The 19,609-nt window shown below is 52.3% G+C and carries 16 protein-coding genes; 4 read left to right on the forward strand and 12 right to left on the reverse strand.

All coding sequences use genetic code 11. From position 1 onward, the window contains the following. Window positions 1-181: 181 nt before the first annotated feature. From mltC to mutY, 3 genes are all read right to left on the reverse strand, one after another. On the reverse strand, window positions 182-1,324 hold the full coding sequence (mltC, locus tag C7A19_RS08790; RefSeq protein WP_077484325.1) for a membrane-bound lytic murein transglycosylase MltC: 1,143 nt from the start codon (window positions 1,322-1,324) through the stop codon (window positions 182-184). Window positions 1,325-1,424: 100 nt separating this feature from the next. Next, window positions 1,425-1,697, reverse strand: coding sequence for an oxidative damage protection protein (locus C7A19_RS08795; protein WP_046074030.1), 273 nt, complete (start codon window positions 1,695-1,697; stop codon window positions 1,425-1,427). Further along, window positions 1,694-2,782, reverse strand: coding sequence for an A/G-specific adenine glycosylase (gene mutY, locus C7A19_RS08800; RefSeq protein ID WP_077484327.1), 1,089 nt, complete (start codon window positions 2,780-2,782; stop codon window positions 1,694-1,696). The genes C7A19_RS08795 and mutY overlap by 4 nt, the downstream gene beginning before the upstream one ends. Before the next feature lie 201 nt (window positions 2,783-2,983). Here mutY and trmB point away from each other — a divergent pair, with 201 nt between their 5' ends. Next, complete coding sequence (gene trmB / locus C7A19_RS08805; RefSeq protein WP_077599625.1) at window positions 2,984-3,700, forward strand: tRNA (guanosine(46)-N7)-methyltransferase TrmB; 717 nt, start codon at window positions 2,984-2,986, stop codon at window positions 3,698-3,700. Window positions 3,701-3,789: 89 nt separating this feature from the next. Then, entirely contained in the window at window positions 3,790-4,710 is a 921-nt protein-coding gene (glsB, locus tag C7A19_RS08810) for a glutaminase B (protein ID WP_116644720.1), read from the forward strand. Between the two features lie 120 nt (window positions 4,711-4,830). Here the strand turns inward: glsB and hemL are convergent, their stop codons facing one another. Next, entirely contained in the window at window positions 4,831-6,123 is a 1,293-nt protein-coding gene (hemL, locus tag C7A19_RS08815; protein WP_069363414.1) for a glutamate-1-semialdehyde 2,1-aminomutase, read from the reverse strand. Between the two features lie 213 nt (window positions 6,124-6,336). Here hemL and erpA point away from each other — a divergent pair, with 213 nt between their 5' ends. Then, the gene (gene erpA, locus C7A19_RS08820; protein WP_021022145.1) at window positions 6,337-6,678 is read left to right on the forward strand and encodes an iron-sulfur cluster insertion protein ErpA; all 342 of its coding nucleotides are present in this window, start codon (window positions 6,337-6,339) and stop codon (window positions 6,676-6,678) included. A 74-nt stretch (window positions 6,679-6,752) separates the two neighbouring features. Here erpA and C7A19_RS08825 read toward each other — a convergent pair whose 3' ends face one another. Next, window positions 6,753-8,075, reverse strand: a complete 1,323-nt coding sequence (locus C7A19_RS08825) for a peptidoglycan DD-metalloendopeptidase family protein (RefSeq protein WP_069363415.1) — start codon at window positions 8,073-8,075, stop codon at window positions 6,753-6,755. A gap of 244 nt (window positions 8,076-8,319) precedes the next feature. Here C7A19_RS08825 and tyrS point away from each other — a divergent pair, with 244 nt between their 5' ends. Then, entirely contained in the window at window positions 8,320-9,507 is a 1,188-nt protein-coding gene (gene tyrS, locus C7A19_RS08830) for a tyrosine--tRNA ligase (RefSeq protein WP_077659083.1), read from the forward strand. 113 nt (window positions 9,508-9,620) lie between these two features. Here tyrS and C7A19_RS08835 read toward each other — a convergent pair whose 3' ends face one another. The 7 genes from C7A19_RS08835 to gltB all read right to left on the reverse strand — a co-directional run bounded on the left by C7A19_RS08835 (window position 9,621) and on the right by gltB (window position 19,462). Further along, window positions 9,621-10,184, reverse strand: a complete 564-nt coding sequence (locus C7A19_RS08835) for a flavodoxin family protein (protein ID WP_116644721.1) — start codon at window positions 10,182-10,184, stop codon at window positions 9,621-9,623. Between the two features lie 105 nt (window positions 10,185-10,289). Beyond that, window positions 10,290-10,901: a TRIC cation channel family protein gene (locus C7A19_RS08840; RefSeq protein WP_069363568.1), complete on the reverse strand. Its 612-nt coding sequence runs from the start codon at window positions 10,899-10,901 to the stop codon at window positions 10,290-10,292. Between the two features lie 20 nt (window positions 10,902-10,921). Beyond that, entirely contained in the window at window positions 10,922-11,761 is an 840-nt protein-coding gene (gene btuF / locus C7A19_RS08845; RefSeq protein WP_116644722.1) for a vitamin B12 ABC transporter substrate-binding protein BtuF, read from the reverse strand. 12 nt (window positions 11,762-11,773) lie between these two features. Continuing rightward, window positions 11,774-12,733 (reverse strand): cobalamin biosynthesis protein, encoded by a 960-nt coding sequence (locus C7A19_RS08850; protein WP_116644723.1) that lies wholly within the window; start codon window positions 12,731-12,733, stop codon window positions 11,774-11,776. Window positions 12,734-12,745: 12 nt separating this feature from the next. Then, on the reverse strand, window positions 12,746-13,441 hold the full coding sequence (gene mtnN / locus C7A19_RS08855) for a 5'-methylthioadenosine/S-adenosylhomocysteine nucleosidase (protein ID WP_069363570.1): 696 nt from the start codon (window positions 13,439-13,441) through the stop codon (window positions 12,746-12,748). 129 nt (window positions 13,442-13,570) lie between these two features. After that, window positions 13,571-14,983 (reverse strand): FAD-dependent oxidoreductase, encoded by a 1,413-nt coding sequence (locus C7A19_RS08860; protein ID WP_116644724.1) that lies wholly within the window; start codon window positions 14,981-14,983, stop codon window positions 13,571-13,573. Window positions 14,984-14,995: 12 nt separating this feature from the next. Then, window positions 14,996-19,462 (reverse strand): glutamate synthase large subunit, encoded by a 4,467-nt coding sequence (gene gltB / locus C7A19_RS08865; RefSeq protein ID WP_069363420.1) that lies wholly within the window; start codon window positions 19,460-19,462, stop codon window positions 14,996-14,998. Window positions 19,463-19,609: the final 147 nt, after the last annotated feature.

Below are 19,609 nucleotides of genomic sequence, written 5' to 3' on the forward strand. Positions count from 1 at the left end.
CACGGGGATTTTCAATCCCCTGCTCTACCGACTGAGCTATCCGGGCCAACGGGGCGCTATTAAACGGATTTTCCGTCTCACCGTCAACTGTTTTTTTGAAAAAAGTGCTGATATCGCATTGTTTGAATAAAAACCCAGCGAAGTGCGACAAAAACAGGCAAAAATCGGCGCTGACCACCCTTTATTGGGGGAGTTTAGAAAACGCTTTTTGATAGCGGGTGACCTTTTGTAAGTAGCGCCGTGACTCCGAAGAAGGATGGCGATGGGTCAGTGCCCAATAGACTTGGTTCGGGCGCAGCTTGTTTAAATCCTGCATGGCCCGACGTCTATTCGTATCAAATGTGCGCAGTACATTGCCTGTCCCGCCGTTATAGGCTGAAATCATGCTGTAGTGCAGAGACAGTGGATCGCGCACCGCTTTAAGGTAGCGGTTTTTGAGAATATAAAAATAGGCGGTGCCTGTATCTATATTCCGCTCTGGATCAAAAAGATACTTGGGGGTGGGTTGGCCACTGCGTTTTTTGACTAATTTGAACACATCACGTCCGGCCGTCTTGGGTACCACTTGCATTAGGCCATAGGCATTGGCCCAGCTCACCGCATAAGGGTTAAAACTGCTTTCGGTTTTGATGATCGCATAAATCAGCTTTTCCGAGATGCCATAACGCTTGGACGCACGGCGGACGATATCGGCATATTGATAGCTGCGCTTGGCGGCATGATCCTTGACCATGGGAATGGTGACGTAATACATGTTTTGAAAACGTACTCTTTTCTTTTTTAAGCGCTTATCAATCAGGTAATTCGCAAAGCGATTGGCGCGCCACTCCCAAGTAATGGTTTTTCCTTCATGATCCACCACTTGGCCTTCGAGAAACGGACGCCCATTGAGTGGTACTTTCGCCGCAGAATAGAGATCGACGGAGGCCGGATCTCTTGGCGTAAGCAAGGTGGTGACAATGGCTTGTTTGAGGTGGGACTTCGGTGCATCGGTGGCGACGGTTTCCACGCGGATAACACCGCGTTCAAAATCAATGCGCGCCCGGCTTTTGTAATTGTCTGTGTATTTGACGTAATCCCGTTTGCCTGATACGAACACTTGGTTTTCGCCCCAGCGCACCTCAATGTTGCCGGTAAATTGGCTAATCAGTTGATTAAGGGCGTCGATGTCTTTTTCGAACTGGCCGGGGATGGGCGCTAGATTTTTGGCAAATCGATTAGTGGTTTGATAATCCACGCCCACATATTTTTCTACGCTTTCGCGGCTACAACCGGACAGCAAGGTGCTAAAGCAGCACACCAACAAGCAAAGTATTCGCGTCATCGTTTATTGCATTAGTATAAAAAACACCCGCACTGAGACTAACACAATGCGGGTGTTTTGTAGCCTTGACGATGCCCGAGTGTGGGCGGGACCGCGTTAATTAGGCCTCGGGTGGCACATAGCCGTCGATGTGCACATCTTGGCCTTCGAATAAAAACTTGACCATTTCTTCTTCGATCACCTTGCGGTGCTCAGGATCCATCATGTTGAGTTTCTTCTCGTTGATGAGCATGGTCTGTTTTTTCTGCCACTCAGCCCAGGCTTCTTTGGAAATGTTGTCATAAATGCGTTTGCCCAGCTCGCCGGGATAAAGCTGGAAATCTAGCCCGTCGGCTTCTTTTTGTAGACGTTGGCAAAATACGGTACGGCTCATAATCTAGGCTCCTTGTCATCGCCTGTGAGGTGTTGTTGGCGCTCGTGTTCTAATAAGGTTAACAGCTTTTTCACGGGTGCGGCTAACCCAACTTTTGCTGGTTGCGACAAGTTATACCAAAGCCCTTGGTTCGCTTCCATGATGATTTGCGGTCGCTGATTCACACACACCTTGACGGGGACAATGTCTAGGTGGAAGTGGCTAAATGTGTGTCTAAACGCGGTGAGCACCTCAGTGTGAGTCGGTTTGACCCCTTGTAATTTGTCGGCAATATCGACATCAAGTGTCTGCTCTGATGCTTCCGGTAAGCACCATAGCCCGCCCCATAGCCCACTGGGCGGACGCTGTTCTAACCAGATATCGTCTTGATATTGAATGAGTAAAAAGCTGACTTGCTTTACGGGCAGAGTTTTTTTGGGCTTTTTACCGGGAAAATCAAGCTGACGGCCTTGCGCGCGCGCTTCACAGCGGTCTGCGACCGGGCAAAGCTCGCACTTAGGCTTGCTGCGAGTACACACCATGGCACCCATATCCATCATCGCTTGGTTGTATTTATCGGTATCCGTGGCGGGCGTGAGTGCCTCAGCGATTTCCCAAAGCTTGTTTTCTACCGGCTTTTTTCCCGGCCAGCCCTCGACGGCATAGCAGCGTGCCAAGGTGCGTTTGACGTTGCCATCCAAAATAGGGTGGGGCTGATTAAGCGATAGCGATAGCACTGCGCCGGCAGTTGAGCGCCCGACACCAGGTAGCGCCATGACTTGCTCGAGTGTGGTAGGAAACACGCCGTTGTGTTCGCGTGCGATCACTTGTGCCGCTTTGTGTAGGTTGCGCGCGCGGGCGTAATAGCCAAGTCCTGTCCATAGGTGCAACACTTCGTCTTGTTCGGCATTCGCTAAATCGGTGACTGTTGGAAAGCGCGTCATAAAGCGCTCAAAGTATGGGATCACCGTGCTCACTTGGGTTTGCTGCAGCATGATCTCGCTGAGCCAGACCTTATACGGGGTTTTGTTTTGCTGCCAAGGCAGGGTTTTACGGCCATATTGCTCGTACCAGTTTAAAATGGCGTCGGAAAAAGATTGACTCACTGTGCTCTCTCTTATTGTTTTGCTCACACGTGCACAAAGGCAGGTCACAGGGTACACTAACCCGAGGGCGCACTAATAGGATCCGTGCTGCCAACTTGCGCAATGGCGAAAACTTTGCATAATGCGCAGTCCGTTTAGATTTCCAACAATCGATGGTCTTTTTCACCACCATCACTAACACTGCATCACAGGCACTCAATCATGACTGAAGTCACTAAAACCGAACTGACCGAGGATGGCAAAGTTATTCGTAAAGTACGCAGCTTTGTGCGTCGCGAAGGCCGTTTAACCAAAGGCCAAGAGCAAGCGCTCAACGAATCTTGGCCAACCATGGGCATTGACTTCGAGGCGAGCGAACTGGATTGGCAGCAGGTGTTTGGCAACGACAATCCGGTGGTGCTGGAAATCGGTTTTGGTATGGGCGCTTCTTTGGTGGAGATGGCTAAAAATGCCCCCGAGAAAAACTTTGTGGGTATTGAAGTCCACACCCCAGGCGTGGGGGCTTGTTTGATGGCTGCGCGCGAAGCCGGTGTCACCAACCTACGTGTGATGTGTCACGATGCGGTCGAGGTGTTTGAGCAAATGCTGCCAAAAGACAGCCTCGACACCGTGCAACTGTTCTTCCCTGATCCTTGGCATAAAAAACGTCACCATAAGCGCCGCATTGTCCAACTACCGTTTGCTGAAATGGTACGTGACAAGCTGAAAGTGGGTGGCGTATTCCACATGGCCACTGATTGGGAAAACTATGCTGAGCACATGATTGACGTGATGGAAGCCGCGCCTCACTATCAGAACGTGGCGCAAGAGGGACTTTATGTCCCACGCCCTGACGATCGTCCGCTGACTAAATTTGAGCAGCGTGGACAGCGCCTTGGCCACGGTGTTTGGGATATCAAATACACGCGCACCGCCTAAAAGACGCGTGTGTCACTCAGCATCTGTTACGCACTTAAAGCCAACCTGAGGTTGGCTTTTTTGTCCTATGTTGTAGAAGGAACCTGCCCTTGAAACCCAGTGCGCAATTACTCGAGCAAATTCTTGACGATGTTCGGCCATTAATTGGACAAGGCAAGGTGGCTGACTATATTCCCGCATTGGCCGATGTGGCCAATCACAAACTCGGGATCGCAGTATGTTATAACGATGGCGATGTGATCCGTGCCGGTGATGCTGATGAGGCATTCTCTATTCAATCTATCTCCAAGGTGTTGAGTCTGACACTGGCGATGCAAAACTATCAAGCTGAGGAAATCTGGACGCGTGTGGGCAAAGAGCCCTCTGGACAAGCGTTTAATTCGTTAATCCAGCTTGAGATGGAGCAAGGGATCCCGCGTAATCCCTTTATTAACGCTGGTGCATTGGTCGTCAGCGACATGCTACACACGCGCCAGTCTGCGCCTCGTCAACGGATGCTTGAATTTGTACGTCACCTCGCGGGTAATCCACATTTGTGTTACGACAAGGCGGTGGCGGATTCAGAAATGCTGCACAGCGACAGAAATGCAGCGATTGCCTATCTGATGCGTGCGTTTGGCAATTTTGATAATGATGTGGTGCCAGTATTAACCAACTATTTTCATTATTGTGCGTTAGAGATGAGCTGTGTCGACTTGGCAAAGGCGTTTTTCTACCTGGCCAATAAAGGGACACCGCTAAGTGATGACACCGCTATCTTGAGCCCGACACAAAGCAAACAGATGAACGCCTTATTGGCGACTTGTGGCTTGTACGATGGTGCGGGTGAATTTGCTTATCGCGTAGGCATGCCAGGTAAATCCGGGGTAGGCGGGGGTATTATTGCCGTTGTGCCTGGTGAGATGTCGATTGCCGTCTGGTCGCCGGAGCTAGACCCTTCGGGCAATTCCTTAGCGGGAACGGCTGCGTTGGAGCTATTATCGGCTCGAATTGGCCGCTCGATATTTTAGTGTCAACCTCGATATTGCGCCCATGATGAGGGCAATATGCATACCTTTGAGTACAAAAAGCCCCGCAGTCATCTGTGGGGCTTTTTAGCATCACGGCGATACCGCGATAACATCAAGGAGCTAGGCGTCAGCGGCCAATGTGGCGAAAGCATGGTCAGCGGCCGCGAGCGTGGCATCAATTTCTTTTTGCCCATGTGCTAAGCAGGTAAAGCAAGCCTCAAACGCAGAAGGGGCCAAGTACACGCCTTGCTCGAGCATCAAGTGGAAGAAACGCTTGAAGCGCTCGGTGTCACACTGTTGCACATCTTTAAAGCAGGTGACGGTTTCTTGCTCGGTGAAGAAGAAGCCAAACATCGCGCCTGCTTGGTTCGTGGTCAGCGCAATACCGTGTTTGTCAGCTAAGGATTTGAACCCTTCTGCGAGCTGATGGGTCACATGGGTCAAGTAATCGTGGTTACCTGGCTGGCGAAGCTCAGACAAACAGGCGTGACCGGCCGCCATGGCGACGGGATTCCCGGCGAGTGTTCCCGCTTGGTATACTGGCCCTGTCGGAGCCAAGTATTCCATTACCTCACGACGTCCCCCGAATGCCCCCACTGGCATACCACCACCGACAATTTTGCCTAATGTGGTCAAGTCAGGTTTGACGTCGTAGTAAGCTTGCGCGCCACCCAATGCCACGCGGAAGCCAGTCATGACCTCATCAAAAATCAGTAAGGCACCGAACTCATCACACAGTTCGCGCAGACCTTGTAAGAAGCCGGGTTGCGGCGGCACACAGTTCATGTTGCCGGATACCGGCTCAACAATGATACACGCCACCTCGTCAGGATAGGTCTCAAACGTTTGGCGCACCGAGTCTAGGTCGTTATAGGTGCAGGTCAGAGTGTGCTTGGCAAAGTCGGCCGGCACCCCTGGAGAGTTGGGTTCACCGAGGGTGAGGGCACCAGACCCCGCTTTGACCAGCAAGCAATCGCCATGGCCGTGATAGTTGCCCTCAAATTTGATGAATTTATCGCGTTTGGTAAATCCGCGCGCAAGGCGAATGGCGCTCATGGTCGCTTCAGTGCCAGAGTTCACCATGCGTACCATTTCCATCGAAGGCACTAACTCTGCTACCAGCTCCGATAAGGTTGTTTCACTCTCGGTTGGCGCGCCAAAGCTGAGGCCACGCTGAGCAGCATCCACCACGGCTTCGCGGATTGCGCTGTGATTATGGCCTAAGATCATCGGCCCCCAAGAGCCAACAAAATCGATATAAGCTTTGCCGTCGGCATCAAAAATGTACGCGCCGTCAGCACGCTCCATGAAGACAGGGTCGCCGCCGACACCGGCAAAAGCACGCACGGGAGAATTCACGCCACCGGGAATGGTGCGTCGAGCTTGTTGAAAAAGTTGTGCTGATTTGGTCATGACATATCCTGTTTGGTAAGGCTTGGCCTAAATTGCGTTGGCGTATTTTAACCAAAGATACGGAACACTGGCGAGGTAGAGTATGATTTCGTTAAGACAAGATTGGCAATTAATACGTACTGATCACAGTTGCGATCAAACGCGCAATACTTGAACACTTTACTCAGGTATTGGATAATCGAATAATTAGCACAAAGAGCATGTGAGGTAACAATGAGCGAAGCACCTTTGCCGTTAGAGTTTTCTGAGGCCGCGGCAACCAAGGTAAAGACGCTGATTCAGGAAGAAGAAAACCCCAACCTGAAGTTGCGCGTCTATATCACCGGTGGTGGCTGTAGCGGCTTCCAATATGGTTTTACCTTCGATGAAAACGTCAACGAAGGAGATATGGAGATCGAGAAAAGCGGCGTGATGCTGGTGGTTGACCCTATGAGCTTACAGTATCTGATGGGCGGGAAGGTCGACTACACCGAGGGCCTTGAAGGATCGCGCTTTTTCATTGATAACCCTAATGCCACAACGACTTGTGGTTGTGGTGCGTCATTTAGCGTTTAATCGTGTTGTGGCGATACCGCTGACGACAATCAAAAACGGCGCCTGCAGGCGCCGTTTTTGATCCGCAGAGCTGATTAGCCGCCACGGTTATAGTGGTTAAGGCTGCCAACTGTGGCCAACAGCTGGTTAAACTTACTCAACTGAGCCATGCGTGACTCAGCCAAACGCACAAACGCCTTCTTTTGTTCACCTTGAAGAGACTTGGCTTCAGGCAGTTTTACCGTCCGCGGGTTTTTATGGACACCGTGAACGAGAAACTCATAGTGCAAGTGTGCACCCGTCACCCGCCCTGTTGAACCTAGCGTACCGATAATATCCCCTTGTTTGACGCGCTGACCGGTTTTCACTTTACGCTTGGTCAGGTGCAAATACTTGGTGATATAGGTCGAGCTGTGGCGGATAAACACATAGTTGCCGTTGAAGCGGTTGTATGAGGCTTTCATCACCACGCCGTCCCCGGCGGCTTTGATTGGGGTTCCCACTGGCGCAACATAATCGGTGCCACGGTGCGGCTTCACACGGCCAGTGACCGGGTGCAAACGACGTGGGTTGAAGTTTGAGCTGACATAGCGGAAGTTAACCGGTGAGCGCAAAAACGCCTTTTTCATCGCCTTGCCGCTCGGTGTGTAGTACTTGCCATTTTTGGCGCGTACTGCCGTGAAGGTATCCCCTCGGTTGGTGAAGGTGGCGGCGAGGATATTGCCACTGCCTATATGCTCTCCTTCGACAAATTCTTCTTCGTACAGCACTGAAAAGCTATCGCCATTGCGAATATCAAGGGCAAAATCCACATCCCAGCCAAAAATCCCCGCGAGTTGCATGATCTGATTTGGGTTTAATCCAGCATCAGAAGCAGCTTGCCAAAAGTTTGACTTGATAGTCGCACGGGCAAAGTTTAGCTGCGTATCAACGTGCTTGGTTTCCAGCCGTGATTGATAGCTATCATCAATTTTATTCACGATCAGGGTTTCGTTACTGCCTCGTGGTTGAATGAGCTGCACCAGCTCGCCGTCATCATCAACCCCTAGACGTACTTCATCGCCTGGGTTTAAGTAAGCGAGACTTTGCGTTCTTTCGTCGGCATTGACGAGACGATAGAGAGTGGTGGGGCTTAACCCCGCACGGCTAAACAATAGCGCCATGCTCTCGCCAGGCTGTACTTCATAGGTTTGCCAGTGGATATTGCGCTTAAACTGCGCGGGCATCTCATCTTTGGGAGGCAGGAGTGAGACGGCCTCAACCGGTAAAGGGTAATGCTTTCCCGGTTCGAAATTAGGTTTAGGGCGCGGCGTATCGGCGCCGTCTGGTACCAACATTAACAAGACAATGAATGCGCTTAATGCACCGATAACGAGTTTATGTAACTTGGGTAAGGCTGCGAGTTTATTTAACGGCATGAAGACTATGTTGAATCACTACGAATAAAGTTATGACAGTCAGACACCCAATCGGTTTTATTGGGGATGATGCCCTGAAGTAGATTTGACACGGCTGACACAAAGACCACATACATCTTTTGACGGCAGCCGCTGCGCGCACCTCGTACACACTCTATCAGTTTAACTGGTTTCAAAAACTGTCGCTATTCGAGTAATATGTCGGTTTATCACATTTTTGCCTATTGGGTAGGAGCAAGAGACTATGGCGAGCCTGGAAGCCGCGCTAGCAGAGCTAAAACGTGGCGTAGATGAAGTAATCCCGGAAGACGAGCTGGTGGCGAAGCTGAAAGAGGATCGTCCTCTTCGCATCAAACTTGGCGCGGATCCCACCGCACCCGATATCCACCTGGGTCACACAGTGATCCTTAATAAGCTGCGAGCTTTTCAAGCGCTTGGCCACGAAGTGATCTTCTTGATTGGCGACTATACCGGTATGGTAGGTGACCCAAGTGGTAAAAATACAACCCGTCCGCCTTTGACGCGTGAGCAGGTGCTGCAAAATGCAGAGACCTACAAAGAGCAGGTGTTCAAAATTTTGGATCCGGCGAAAACGCGTATCGAATTTAACTCGAAATGGCTAGGAGAGCTGGGCACAGATGGCATGATCCGTTTGGCAGCAAGCTCCACCGTGGCTCGCATGCTTGAGCGTGATGACTTTAAAAAGCGCTATACCAGCAACCAAGCCATTGCTATCCATGAGTTCATCTACCCACTGCTTCAAGGGCACGACTCCGTCGCGCTAGAAGCGGATGTTGAGTTGGGCGGCACCGATCAAAAATTCAACTTGCTGATGGGGCGTGAGCTGCAAAAACAAGCAGGACAAAGCCCGCAAGTGGTGATGACCATGCCACTACTGGTTGGATTAGACGGTGTGAAAAAGATGTCTAAGTCAGCACATAACTACATTGGTGTAAGCGAGCGCCCGGATGACATGTTCGGTAAGATCATGTCGATTTCTGACGATCTGATGTGGGATTACTATGAACTGCTGTCTTTCCGCCCACTTGAGGAGGTGGCACAGTTTAAGCAAGACGTACAAGCCGGGAAAAACCCGCGTGATATTAAGATCTTGCTAGCCAAAGAAATCATTGCGCGTTTCCACTCCGAAGCCGATGCTGATGCCGCTGAACAAACGTTCGTCAATCGTTTCCAAAAAGGCGCAATGCCGGATGAGATGCCAAGCTTTACCTTCGAGCAAGGTATGGCGATTGCTAATCTGTTAAAAGAGGCGGGGCTGGTTAATTCCACCTCTGATGCACTGCGTATGGTTCGCCAAGGCGCGGTGAAAATTGATGGTGAAAAAGTCGAAGATACCAAGCTAGTGCCAGCGGCGGGTGAAGCCGTTTACCAAGTGGGTAAGCGCAAGTTTGCCCGGGTGACGCTTAGCTAAACCGCACCCTAGCTGGCGTATTCAGCAGTCACTGAGAGTGCAAAACCCTCGCATGACGCGAGGGTTTTTTATGTCAATCATTCCCCACCGATAGTTGGACAGGTGCTTAGCGACTAGGTATGCCAAACGCCTTTTAGTGCACGAACCATGTGTTGACCAAGGTAAAACGCCGTTTGTAGGCAAGCCTCGCTAAGTTGATCATCATCCGGGGTGTGTGCCGTCACCCCAAGGCTTGTGCCACTTGGGTTAATGTTTTCTACCCCGATATTGGCACGACCAAGGCTTAGCCACAGCATGTCATGCTGGCTGGCTAAAGTTTGGAAATACTGCAGTGTCTGGGGCTGATCGCCACCTGGATAGGTGCCTACAGTAAAGCCTGCCGCGTACTTTCCTCGCCAGTCTTGGTTTTCCCACGTTGGGCTGGAAGCGTCGGCGAACGCCTTAAATTGGGCGCTCGGTCCACCCATATAGGTGGGGGCACCAAAAATAATGGCATCGACCTCTTTAAGCTTTTCAAACACCTTGTCATCGACAAAGCGTCCGTTTTCTATCATCTCAGGATCAATGCGGTAAACCACAGGTTCTGCATCGCCGGCATGAACGCCCTCGGCAATGGTAGTGGCTAGCGCATGAGTATGATCGCTGACAGAGTGATAAATGATGGCAATGCTGATCATTGTGGCTCCTTTGTTGAGGCTGTTACCCATGACCTTAGGTTGTGTTGCCCATACTTCAACCACTATCTGCTATATCTCGCTACACCTTAACAATAATTGCTATCGTTATCTGTCTAGTGCGAACGGCGGTAACGATAAATGCCAGCGGATCGCCGCTAAGCGAATCAATAGTGTGGTGACCATACCGACAATAGAGGCCGTGACAGTGCCTGGGCTGACTTGAACGGCGAGGGTGTGAACGATACCACCGGCAATACAGGCGGTGGCGTAGACTTCTGTTCTCAGCACCATAGGCACTTCGCGCGCGAGCACATCACGAATAATGCCGCCGCCACAGGCGGTAATCACGCCCATGATCACCGCCACCAAAGGAGATGCGCCATAACTGAGGGCTTTGTCGACGCCGATACCCACAAAGACCGCCAGCCCAACGGCATCGGCGCAAGGCAACACGTACCAGGGAAGACGGCGAGGGTGACGAATAAGTAGCATAGTGGCGACACAGGTGGCCAATATCACCCAAATATAGGTGGTGTCGGTAATCCAAAATGCCGGTGTGGCACCGATTGCCATATCTCGGACTGTCCCGCCGCCTATAGCGGTGGCACAGGCGAGAACCACTACACCAAAGGGATCCATACGTAAACGACCCGCCACCAGCACACCGGAAATCGCGAACACGGCCGTACCGAATAAGTCGAATAAATACAAAATCATGGTCTGAGTCATGCTAAATCCTATTGCGCCTGACGGACTTTATCGAGGGCGGTACAAATTTGCTCGGCCGCGTTTAATGCGCGAGGGGTCGCGCGAGTGAGCCAATCCGGGTTAAGTGGCCAAGTAAACTGGTGCGTCGTATTAGGCAGCAAGTCGGCCATCGAATCCCAACTGTCTGGTGGCTGCTCGCCCGTGTGGAAAAGCACCTTGGGGGTACGTGTGATGACTTGCTCCATGTTTACTTGTGGATAGGCGGCGGCGCTATCGGCGAAGATATTTTTCCCGCCACACAAGCGAAATAACTGACTCGGCCAAGCGCGGTTACTGGCGGTCATCAGTGGCGTGTCACTGAGTAAATAAAAGTAGGGAACGGGCTCTGCATCGCGGTATTGGGCGTTTAATTGCGCCAGTTTTTGATCAAAGGCGCTGGCATTGCGCGTGGCAATGTCTGGGCTCTCGCTATAATCGCCAAGCTCGCGAATAAACTGACTAATATCACTGAGCGTGTTGGGGTTGAGGTAACGGATGGTAAAGCCTAATTCCGCCAGTGCTTCCAGAGGTTTGGGTGGGTTCCCGCCGCGCCAAGCTAAAATAAGATCGGGTTGCAGGGCGATAATGCGCTCGAGTTTGACGCCCCGATAGTTGGCCACGCGTTCAAGCGATTGCGCTGGCTGCGGATAATCACTGTAAGCACTGGCGGCGACCATATTAGGGCCCAGCCCAGCGGCATAAGCTAGCTCGGTGGCATGGGGAGCGAGGCTAATCACTCGCAGCGGGGTGGCGTGTGCAAAAGGCATCCATATTAACGCCAAGACAAGCCACCAAGCTTGCAAGCGAAAAAGGGCACGAAAACGCGGCATCAATCAGTGTCCTTAAACGATTAAAACCAAAGAGCATAACCCGAGCCAGATTAAAACACTGTGGGTTAACTTCAAGCGCAGCAATAAAAGGTGATAACAAGCAGGGGTGACCCCATAGCCAATTTTGGTTCTCAAGGTCTTGGTGCCTTGATAGACTGCTGGGCCGCCTAGAGAGAGCTGGAAGCGACTGCCCGCGCAGGCGAGTAGCCAACCTGATCCAAGCGTTCGCCAGCGTCTGCCCTGCTGCCAGCCGGTTTTCAGGTGTGACCAAGGTTGACGGCTCATTGCCACGATCATCGCAAATAGCCCCATAGGCACTATATCCAACAGGTTCAATAAGCGGGCACTGGCCAAGCCAAATGGGTAGAAGCTTAAGCGGCTTGGGGTCCAAACGCGGTGAAGGTGTACTAAGCTGGTGTACAGCAAGGCACCTACGCCGCCTGCCAGCAGATAATAAAATATCACGCAAACACAGTGTCGCGCGGTGCCGAGAAGCAGTGTTTCCGCTGCCGCTTTCCCTATTCCAATCAATGACAGAGACTCGGTTTCACGGTTGACGCGGGTGGCGAGCAACGCGCGCGCTGCACCTTTGTCATGTTGGTCTATTGCATGGGCGATGGCATGGCCAAACTTATCGATCGGTCGCCAATCAAGTGCGAGCCAGAGCAATATGGCATCGAACAGGGGACGCGACCACACCAGCTCGCGGGTGGCGATTAAAAAAATCGCGAGGGTGCCACCCATCAAGGTTAAGGCGAGCGCACCGGCAAGCTTACGCTGGCGCTTAGGGTCTGTGTCTTTATTGACTTGGCTCGCGAGCAAGTCGGCATACTGCCGCCAGTATTGAAACGGGGAGTATTGACCGGGCAATGGGAGTAGCCAGTGCACGAATACCGCCAACCACAGTGCCCATAAGCGTCCTTGGTCGGCGGCGTAGATCATCCATTGTTGCGGATTGAGCAAATCATCCATGGGGGCGTGCGATTAGGCGTCGATCATTGTGACCATGTTTTCCACCATGGCCGATGAGCTTTTGGCCGCTAATGGCAGAAACTCTTCAAAGGTCATGGGTGACTCTTTTTCGGCGACCACATCCGAGATGGCACGCACCACCACAAAAGGCGTGGCAAACTGGGCACACACTTGCGCGATCGCTGCCGCTTCCATTTCGGCGGCCACCGCATCTGGGAAGTGGGTATGGATATGTTGGCGGTGGGCCTCGGTGTGGACAAAGGTATCGGCGGTACAGATCAAGCCGCGCACCACATGTGTTTGGCTGTCCACGGCTTTTTCCGCGAGTTGCATTAACGCTTCATCGGACTCGAAGACTGCTGGTTGCTGCGGCACTTGTCCCATTTGATAGCCGAATGCAGTGGCATCTGCATCGTGATAACAGACTTTTGAAGACACCACCACATCACCCAGATTGAGCGAAGGCTCAAACGCACCGGCCGACCCTGTGTTGATCACCCAATCGGGCTTGAATTGTGATAGCAGCAAACTGGTACCAACGGCAGCGGCAACTTTACCGATGCCAGACTGAAGTAACACGATATCATGGCCTTGCAAAGTGCCCGTATAAAAGGTGCAGCCGCCTTCTTGATGAGTGGCGCTATTTTCCAGCTTGTCGCGCAGTAGAGTGACTTCTTGCTCCATGGCGCCAATAATACCGATTTTCATGCTGATAACCCTGTTGGTGTAAATGCCGTTAGTGTACATGAGGCAATAAAAAAGTGCCTCCTTTGAGGCACTTCTGGATCGATAACATCGATGTCTACGTGAAGGATATCAAACGGGATGTCGCCCGCGTTATACTTCTAAGTAGTCCATGATGCCGTCCGCGGCTTTGCGACCTTCATCAATGGCCGTCACCACCAAATCGGAGCCGCGCACCGCATCGCCCCCGGCAAAAATTTTGGGGTTCGTGGTTTGGTACAAGATATCCCCTTTGGCGGGCGCTTGGATTCGCCCGCGCTCATCAAGAGCGACGTCGTAGGGTTCTAGCCATTCCATTGCGTGCGGCTGGAAACCAAAGGCCATGATCACCGCATCCGCATCCAGCACATGCTCACTGCCTTCAATCGGCTCTGGGCGGCGGCGACCCGCGGCATCAGGCGCTCCGAGCTGAGTTTTTACCACAGTAACCCCACTCACATTGCCGTTACCGTCAACTTCAATCCCCAGCGGTTGCAGGTTGAACATAAAGTTCACCCCTTCTTCGCGGGCATTTTTCACTTCACGGCGCGAGCCAGGCATGTTTTCCTCATCCCGACGGTAGGCACAGGTGACACTGGCGGCTTGTTGGCGAATCGAGGTACGAACACAGTCCATCGCTGTATCCCCGCCGCCGAGTACCACCACACGTTTACCGGCCATATCGATGAACGGTGGGGCGTTATCCAGTGCCATCACCTTGTAAGTATTGGAGACTAAGAAGGGCAGCGCATCAAAGACGCCAGGTGCATCTTCATTAGCCAGCCCTGCACGCATGTACTTGTAGGTACCTACCCCTAAGAAAACGGCATCGTAGTCGTTAACCAAGGTTTGCATGTCAATATCTTTGCCCACTTCGGTGTTAAGGCGAAACTCAACGCCCATCTCGGTAAAGACGCGCTGGCGATGTCGCATCACATCTTTTTCGAGCTTAAACGATGGAATGCCAAAAGTGAGCAAGCCTCCAATTTCTGGGTAGCGGTCAAAGACCACGGGTTTGACCCCGTTGCGGACCAGCACATCGGCGCAGGCGAGCCCCGCTGGGCCGGCACCAATCACGGCGACCTTTTTGTCTGTCCACTCGACGTGTGACATGTCAGGCTTCCAGCCCATTTCAAAGGCTTTGTCCGTGATGTACTTTTCGACATTGCCGATGGTGACGGCGCCAAAGTCGTCGTTGAGGGTGCAGTCACCCTCGCACAAACGGTCTTGTGGACAGACACGGCCACATACCTCGGGCAAGCTATTGGTTTGGTGTGATAACTCTACCGCTTCAATTATCCGCCCTTGGTTGGCAAGTTCCAGCCATTGAGGGATATAGTTGTGTACCGGACACTTCCATTCGCAATACGGGTTACCGCAATCAAGGCAGCGATCGGCTTGTGCTGATACTTCCTTTTCGGTGAAGGGTTCGTAGATTTCGACGAACTCAATTTTGCGCGTTTCAATCGCTTTCTTACGCGGGTCAATGCGTTGTACATCAATAAACTGATAGATGTTCTGGCTCATGGGTCCCTCCTTTTACTGCGCCTGAACGCGCAACTCGGTCGCGCTGCGACTTTGATGGCCTAACAGCGTGTTCACATCTGCCGCCTTGGGTTTAACCAAGTAGAAGCGGTGAACCCAATGATCGAACGCATCCAGCAGCTGTTGTGCACGATCCGAGCCGGTCAGCTCAAGATGTTGCGCAATCAATCCACGTAAATGCTCTTGATGGATAGTGAGTGTCTCAAGTGACAATGCCTCGACTAATTCAGGATTGATATGGGCATGGAAGTCGCCCTGCTCATCCAGTACATAGGCAAAACCACCGGTCATCCCGGCGCCAAAGTTGACCCCAGTGCGACCGAGAATGGCTACTACACCCCCCGTCATGTATTCACACGCATTGTCGCCCGCGCCTTCCACGATGGCATGGACGCCAGAGTTACGCACCGCAAAGCGCTCACCGGCTTTACCCGCTGCAAACAATTTACCCCCCGTCGCACCGTATAAGCAGGTGTTACCCATGATGGTGGACTCGTGGCTGGCAAATGCTGAGCCGACAGGGGGGCGGATCACTATTTGTCCGCCGCTCATGCCTTTTCCGACGTAGTCGTTGGCATCCCCGATAAGGGTGATGTTCACCCCCGCGGCATTCCATACCCCGAGAGACTGGCCGGCGGTCCCTTGCAGCTGCACATCCAGTGGGTTGGCAGCCATCCCGGTATTGCCGTAACGTTTGGCAATTGCGCCAGACAAGCTGGCACCGACTGAACGGTCGGTATTACGAACCGATTTGTAGATGCTGGCACTGTGGTTAGCGGCAATGGCTTCACCCAGTTCACCAAGTAGTGCTTGGTTCAGCTCGGCTTTATCAAATGGGGTATTCGGTTCACTGCAATACAAGGTCTTACCAGGCCATGGCGTCGGCGCATCGAGAATATGGCTCAAATCTAGCTTCAGTTGCTTGGCGGTAAAGCCATCGACTGCTTCCAGGAGATCGGTACGGCCAATCAGATCGGTGAGCTTTTCCACCCCCAGTTCGGCCAGTAACTCGCGCACTTCTTCACCCAGGCCTTTGAAGAAGTTCATCACTTGCTCGGGGAGGCCTTTGAAGTGCTCACTACGCAAGGTTTCATCCTGGGTCGCGACCCCGGTGGCACAGTTATTGAGGTGGCAAATACGAAGGTATTTACAGCCAAGTGCCACCATAGGAGCAGTCCCAAAACCAAAGCTTTCTGCGCCTAAGATAGCCGCTTTGACGATGTCTAAACCGGTTTTTAGCCCCCCATCGACTTGTAAACGGATCTTGTGGCGTAAGCCGTTTTCAACCAGTGCTTGCTGGGTTTCAGCGAGACCCAATTCCCATGGGCTGCCGGCATATTTCACCGAGGTGAGCGGGCTTGCGCCTGTTCCACCGTCATACCCTGAGATAGTAATCAGGTCGGCATATGCTTTGGCGACCCCAGTGGCAATGGTGCCAACACCGGGTTCTGAGACTAGCTTGACCGACACGAGTGCTTGTGGGTTCACTTGTTTTAAATCGAAGATCAGCTGGGCCAAATCCTCAATCGAGTAAATATCATGATGCGGCGGTGGCGAAATCAAGGTCACGCCGGGGACGGAGAAACGCAGTTTAGCAATTTCTGCTGTCACCTTATGGCCAGGCAGTTGTCCGCCTTCACCCGGTTTGGCACCTTGCGCGACCTTGATTTGCAGCACATCCGCATTGGTCAGATAGTGCGGGGTGACGCCAAAGCGCCCCGATGCAATCTGTTTGATGCGTGAATTGCGCTCGCTATTGAAACGACGTGGATCTTCCCCCCCTTCGCCCGAGTTAGAGTGACCACCAAGACGGTTCATGGCAATGGCCAGCGCTTCGTGCGCTTCCGGGCTTAAGGCACCGATAGACATCGCCGCCGAGTCAAATCGTTTGAACAGCTCCGTGGCTGGCTCTACGCGCTCGAGCGCGAGCGGTGAGGCGGCTTTTTTCAGTTGCATTAAATCGCGCAAGGTCGCCACAGGGCGCTGGTTCACGGTGTTGGCGTAGGTCTTGTAGTCCATGGTCTCGCCAGAACGCACCGCGCTTTGCAAGTTGGTGACCACGTCTGGATTGTACGCGTGGTATTCGCCATCGTGGACATACTTGAGTAAACCACCGTGCTCAAGCGGTTTGCGCTTGATCCACGCTCGGCGAGATAGGTTGATCAAATCTTGTTGGAAATCATCAAAGTTGGCCCCTTGAATGCGGCTAGCCACGCCTTTAAAGCAAAGCTCAATCACATCCTGGTGCAAGCCAACCGCCTCAAACAGCTGTGAGCAACGATAAGAGGCAATGGTTGAAATCCCCATTTTTGACATGATCTTGTACAGGCCTTTATTGATGCCATTACGGAAGTTGACCATCACATCGCGATAAGGCTTATCGACGGCACCAATATCGACCAAATTCGCCAGTGTTTCATAGGCTAAGTAAGGATAAACCGCCGTGGCACCAAACCCGAGCAACACCGCAAACTGATGCGGGTCACGGGCGCTGCCGGTTTCGATAATGATATTGGCATCACAGCGCAGGTTTTGGTTAACCAAGCGCTTTTGCACCGCACCGACGGCCATGGCGGCAGGGATCGGAAGTGTCTCTTTATTGATGCTGCGGTCAGAAAGCACCACCAAAACCGTCCCATCACGGACACAGCGCTCGGCCTGATCGCATAAATCGAGGATGGCTTGGTGAAGATCTTTCTCACTCGGATCGTAATTAATATCTAAAATGGTGTTGCGATAATAGGTATCGTCTAGCTCGAGCAGTTGCACCAGATCCGAGAACAAAAGCACCGGAGACTTAAATGCGACCCGCTCAGCGTGGCCATCGGTTTCGCAGAACACATTCATTTCACGGCCAATACAGGTGGCCAGAGACATCACGTGGTTTTCACGTAAAGGATCAATCGGTGGGTTAGTCACCTGGGCAAATTTTTGCCGGAAGTAATCGCTGACACAGCGTGGACGCGACGACAACACGGCCATGGGCGTATCATCCCCCATGGAGCCAGTGGCTTCTTGGCCAATATCGCCCAGCACTTTGACGACCTGGTCCACTTCCTCATTCGACATCCCAAACAGCTTTTGATAGGTCTTAAGCTGGGCATCTTTAAGGTTTCGGCTGCCTTCACTGGTATCAGGATCCAAGTTTTCGAATGGGGTAAGACGACGGACATGTTGATCTAACCACTCGCGATACGGGTGACGGCTTTTTAGCTCATCATCGATTTCACCCGAGTGCCAAATCTTCCCTTCGCGGGTGTCGATCACTAAAAGCTCACCGGGCCCCACGCGGCCTTTTTCTGACACCTCATCAGGCGCGTAATCCCAAATCCCAATCTCGGAGGCGAGAGTAATAAATTTATCTTTGGTGACCACATAGCGCGCTGGACGCAAGCCATTGCGATCAAGGTTACAGGCGGCATAGCGGCCGTCTGACATGACAATACCGGCTGGCCCGTCCCAAGGCTCCATATGCATGGAGTTAAAGTCGTAAAACGCACGCAGCTCATCATCCATGTCTGGATGATTTTGCCATGCGGGCGGCACCAGTAAGCGCATCGCCCGGAATAAGTCCATCCCGCCGGCGAGAAAAACTTCCATCATGTTGTCGAGGCTTGAGGAATCAGAGCCTGATTCATTCACAAACGGGGCGGCTTGATGTAAGTCAGGCAACAGAGGGGAGTTAAACTTGTATGCACGGGTACGCGCCCACTGACGGTTCCCCTCAATGGTGTTGATCTCGCCGTTGTGGGCAAGGTATCTAAAGGGTTGGGCGAGCGGCCAGCGTGGCTGGGTATTGGTACTGAAACGCTGGTGGAACAAACAGATGGATGACTCTAAGCGCAGATCCGCGAGATCGGTGTAAAAGCGTGGTAGATCCGCTGGCATACACAACCCTTTGTAAACAATGGTTTGTGTGGATAGGCTGGTGACATAAAAGTCTGCATCGTCTGCCAGGGCTTTTTCTGCACGGCGGCGCGCAATATACAGGCGTCGCTCTAAATCGCGTGCGCGCCAGCCTGCTGGACCATTAACAAACACTTGTTCAATGACAGGCTGAGACTGTTTGGCGATGTCTCCGAGTACATCTGGGTTGGTCGGTACGGTCCGCCATCCCACCACTGAGAGTGTTTCAGCGTTGATTTCTTGCTCGAAGCGTTGTTTGGCTTGTTGGGCTTTTGCCGGATCGGCACTGAGAAAAATCATGCCGACCGCATACAGGCGGCTTAGCTTCCATTGATTTTGTTCGGCAATAAGGCGGAAAAAGCGGTCGGGCTTTTGCAGCAGTAGCCCACAACCATCGCCTGTCTTGCCGTCAGAGTTGATGCCACCTCGGTGGGTCATGCGGTCAAGTGCAGCGATGGCAGTACGAACCAGCTTGTGGCTGGGCTCCCCCTCTTGATGGGCGATAAGGCCAAAACCACAGTTATCTTTTTCCAACATTGGGTTGTACAGCGACATTGCAATTCTCCCTTGCTACTGCGTTACGCGCAGTGATTGCATTTATTGTCGTGATCCTCCTGACCACTCTGAACAGCTTCGCTTTGTGACTCTGCGCTCGTTATGTTGTGATTTTTTAACGAGAAAAGTCGGTCATTTACTCCCTAA

Source organism: Salinivibrio sp. HTSP (assembly GCF_003390965.1).
In the GTDB taxonomy this organism is placed as follows: Bacteria; Pseudomonadota; Gammaproteobacteria; order Enterobacterales; family Vibrionaceae; genus Salinivibrio; species Salinivibrio kushneri.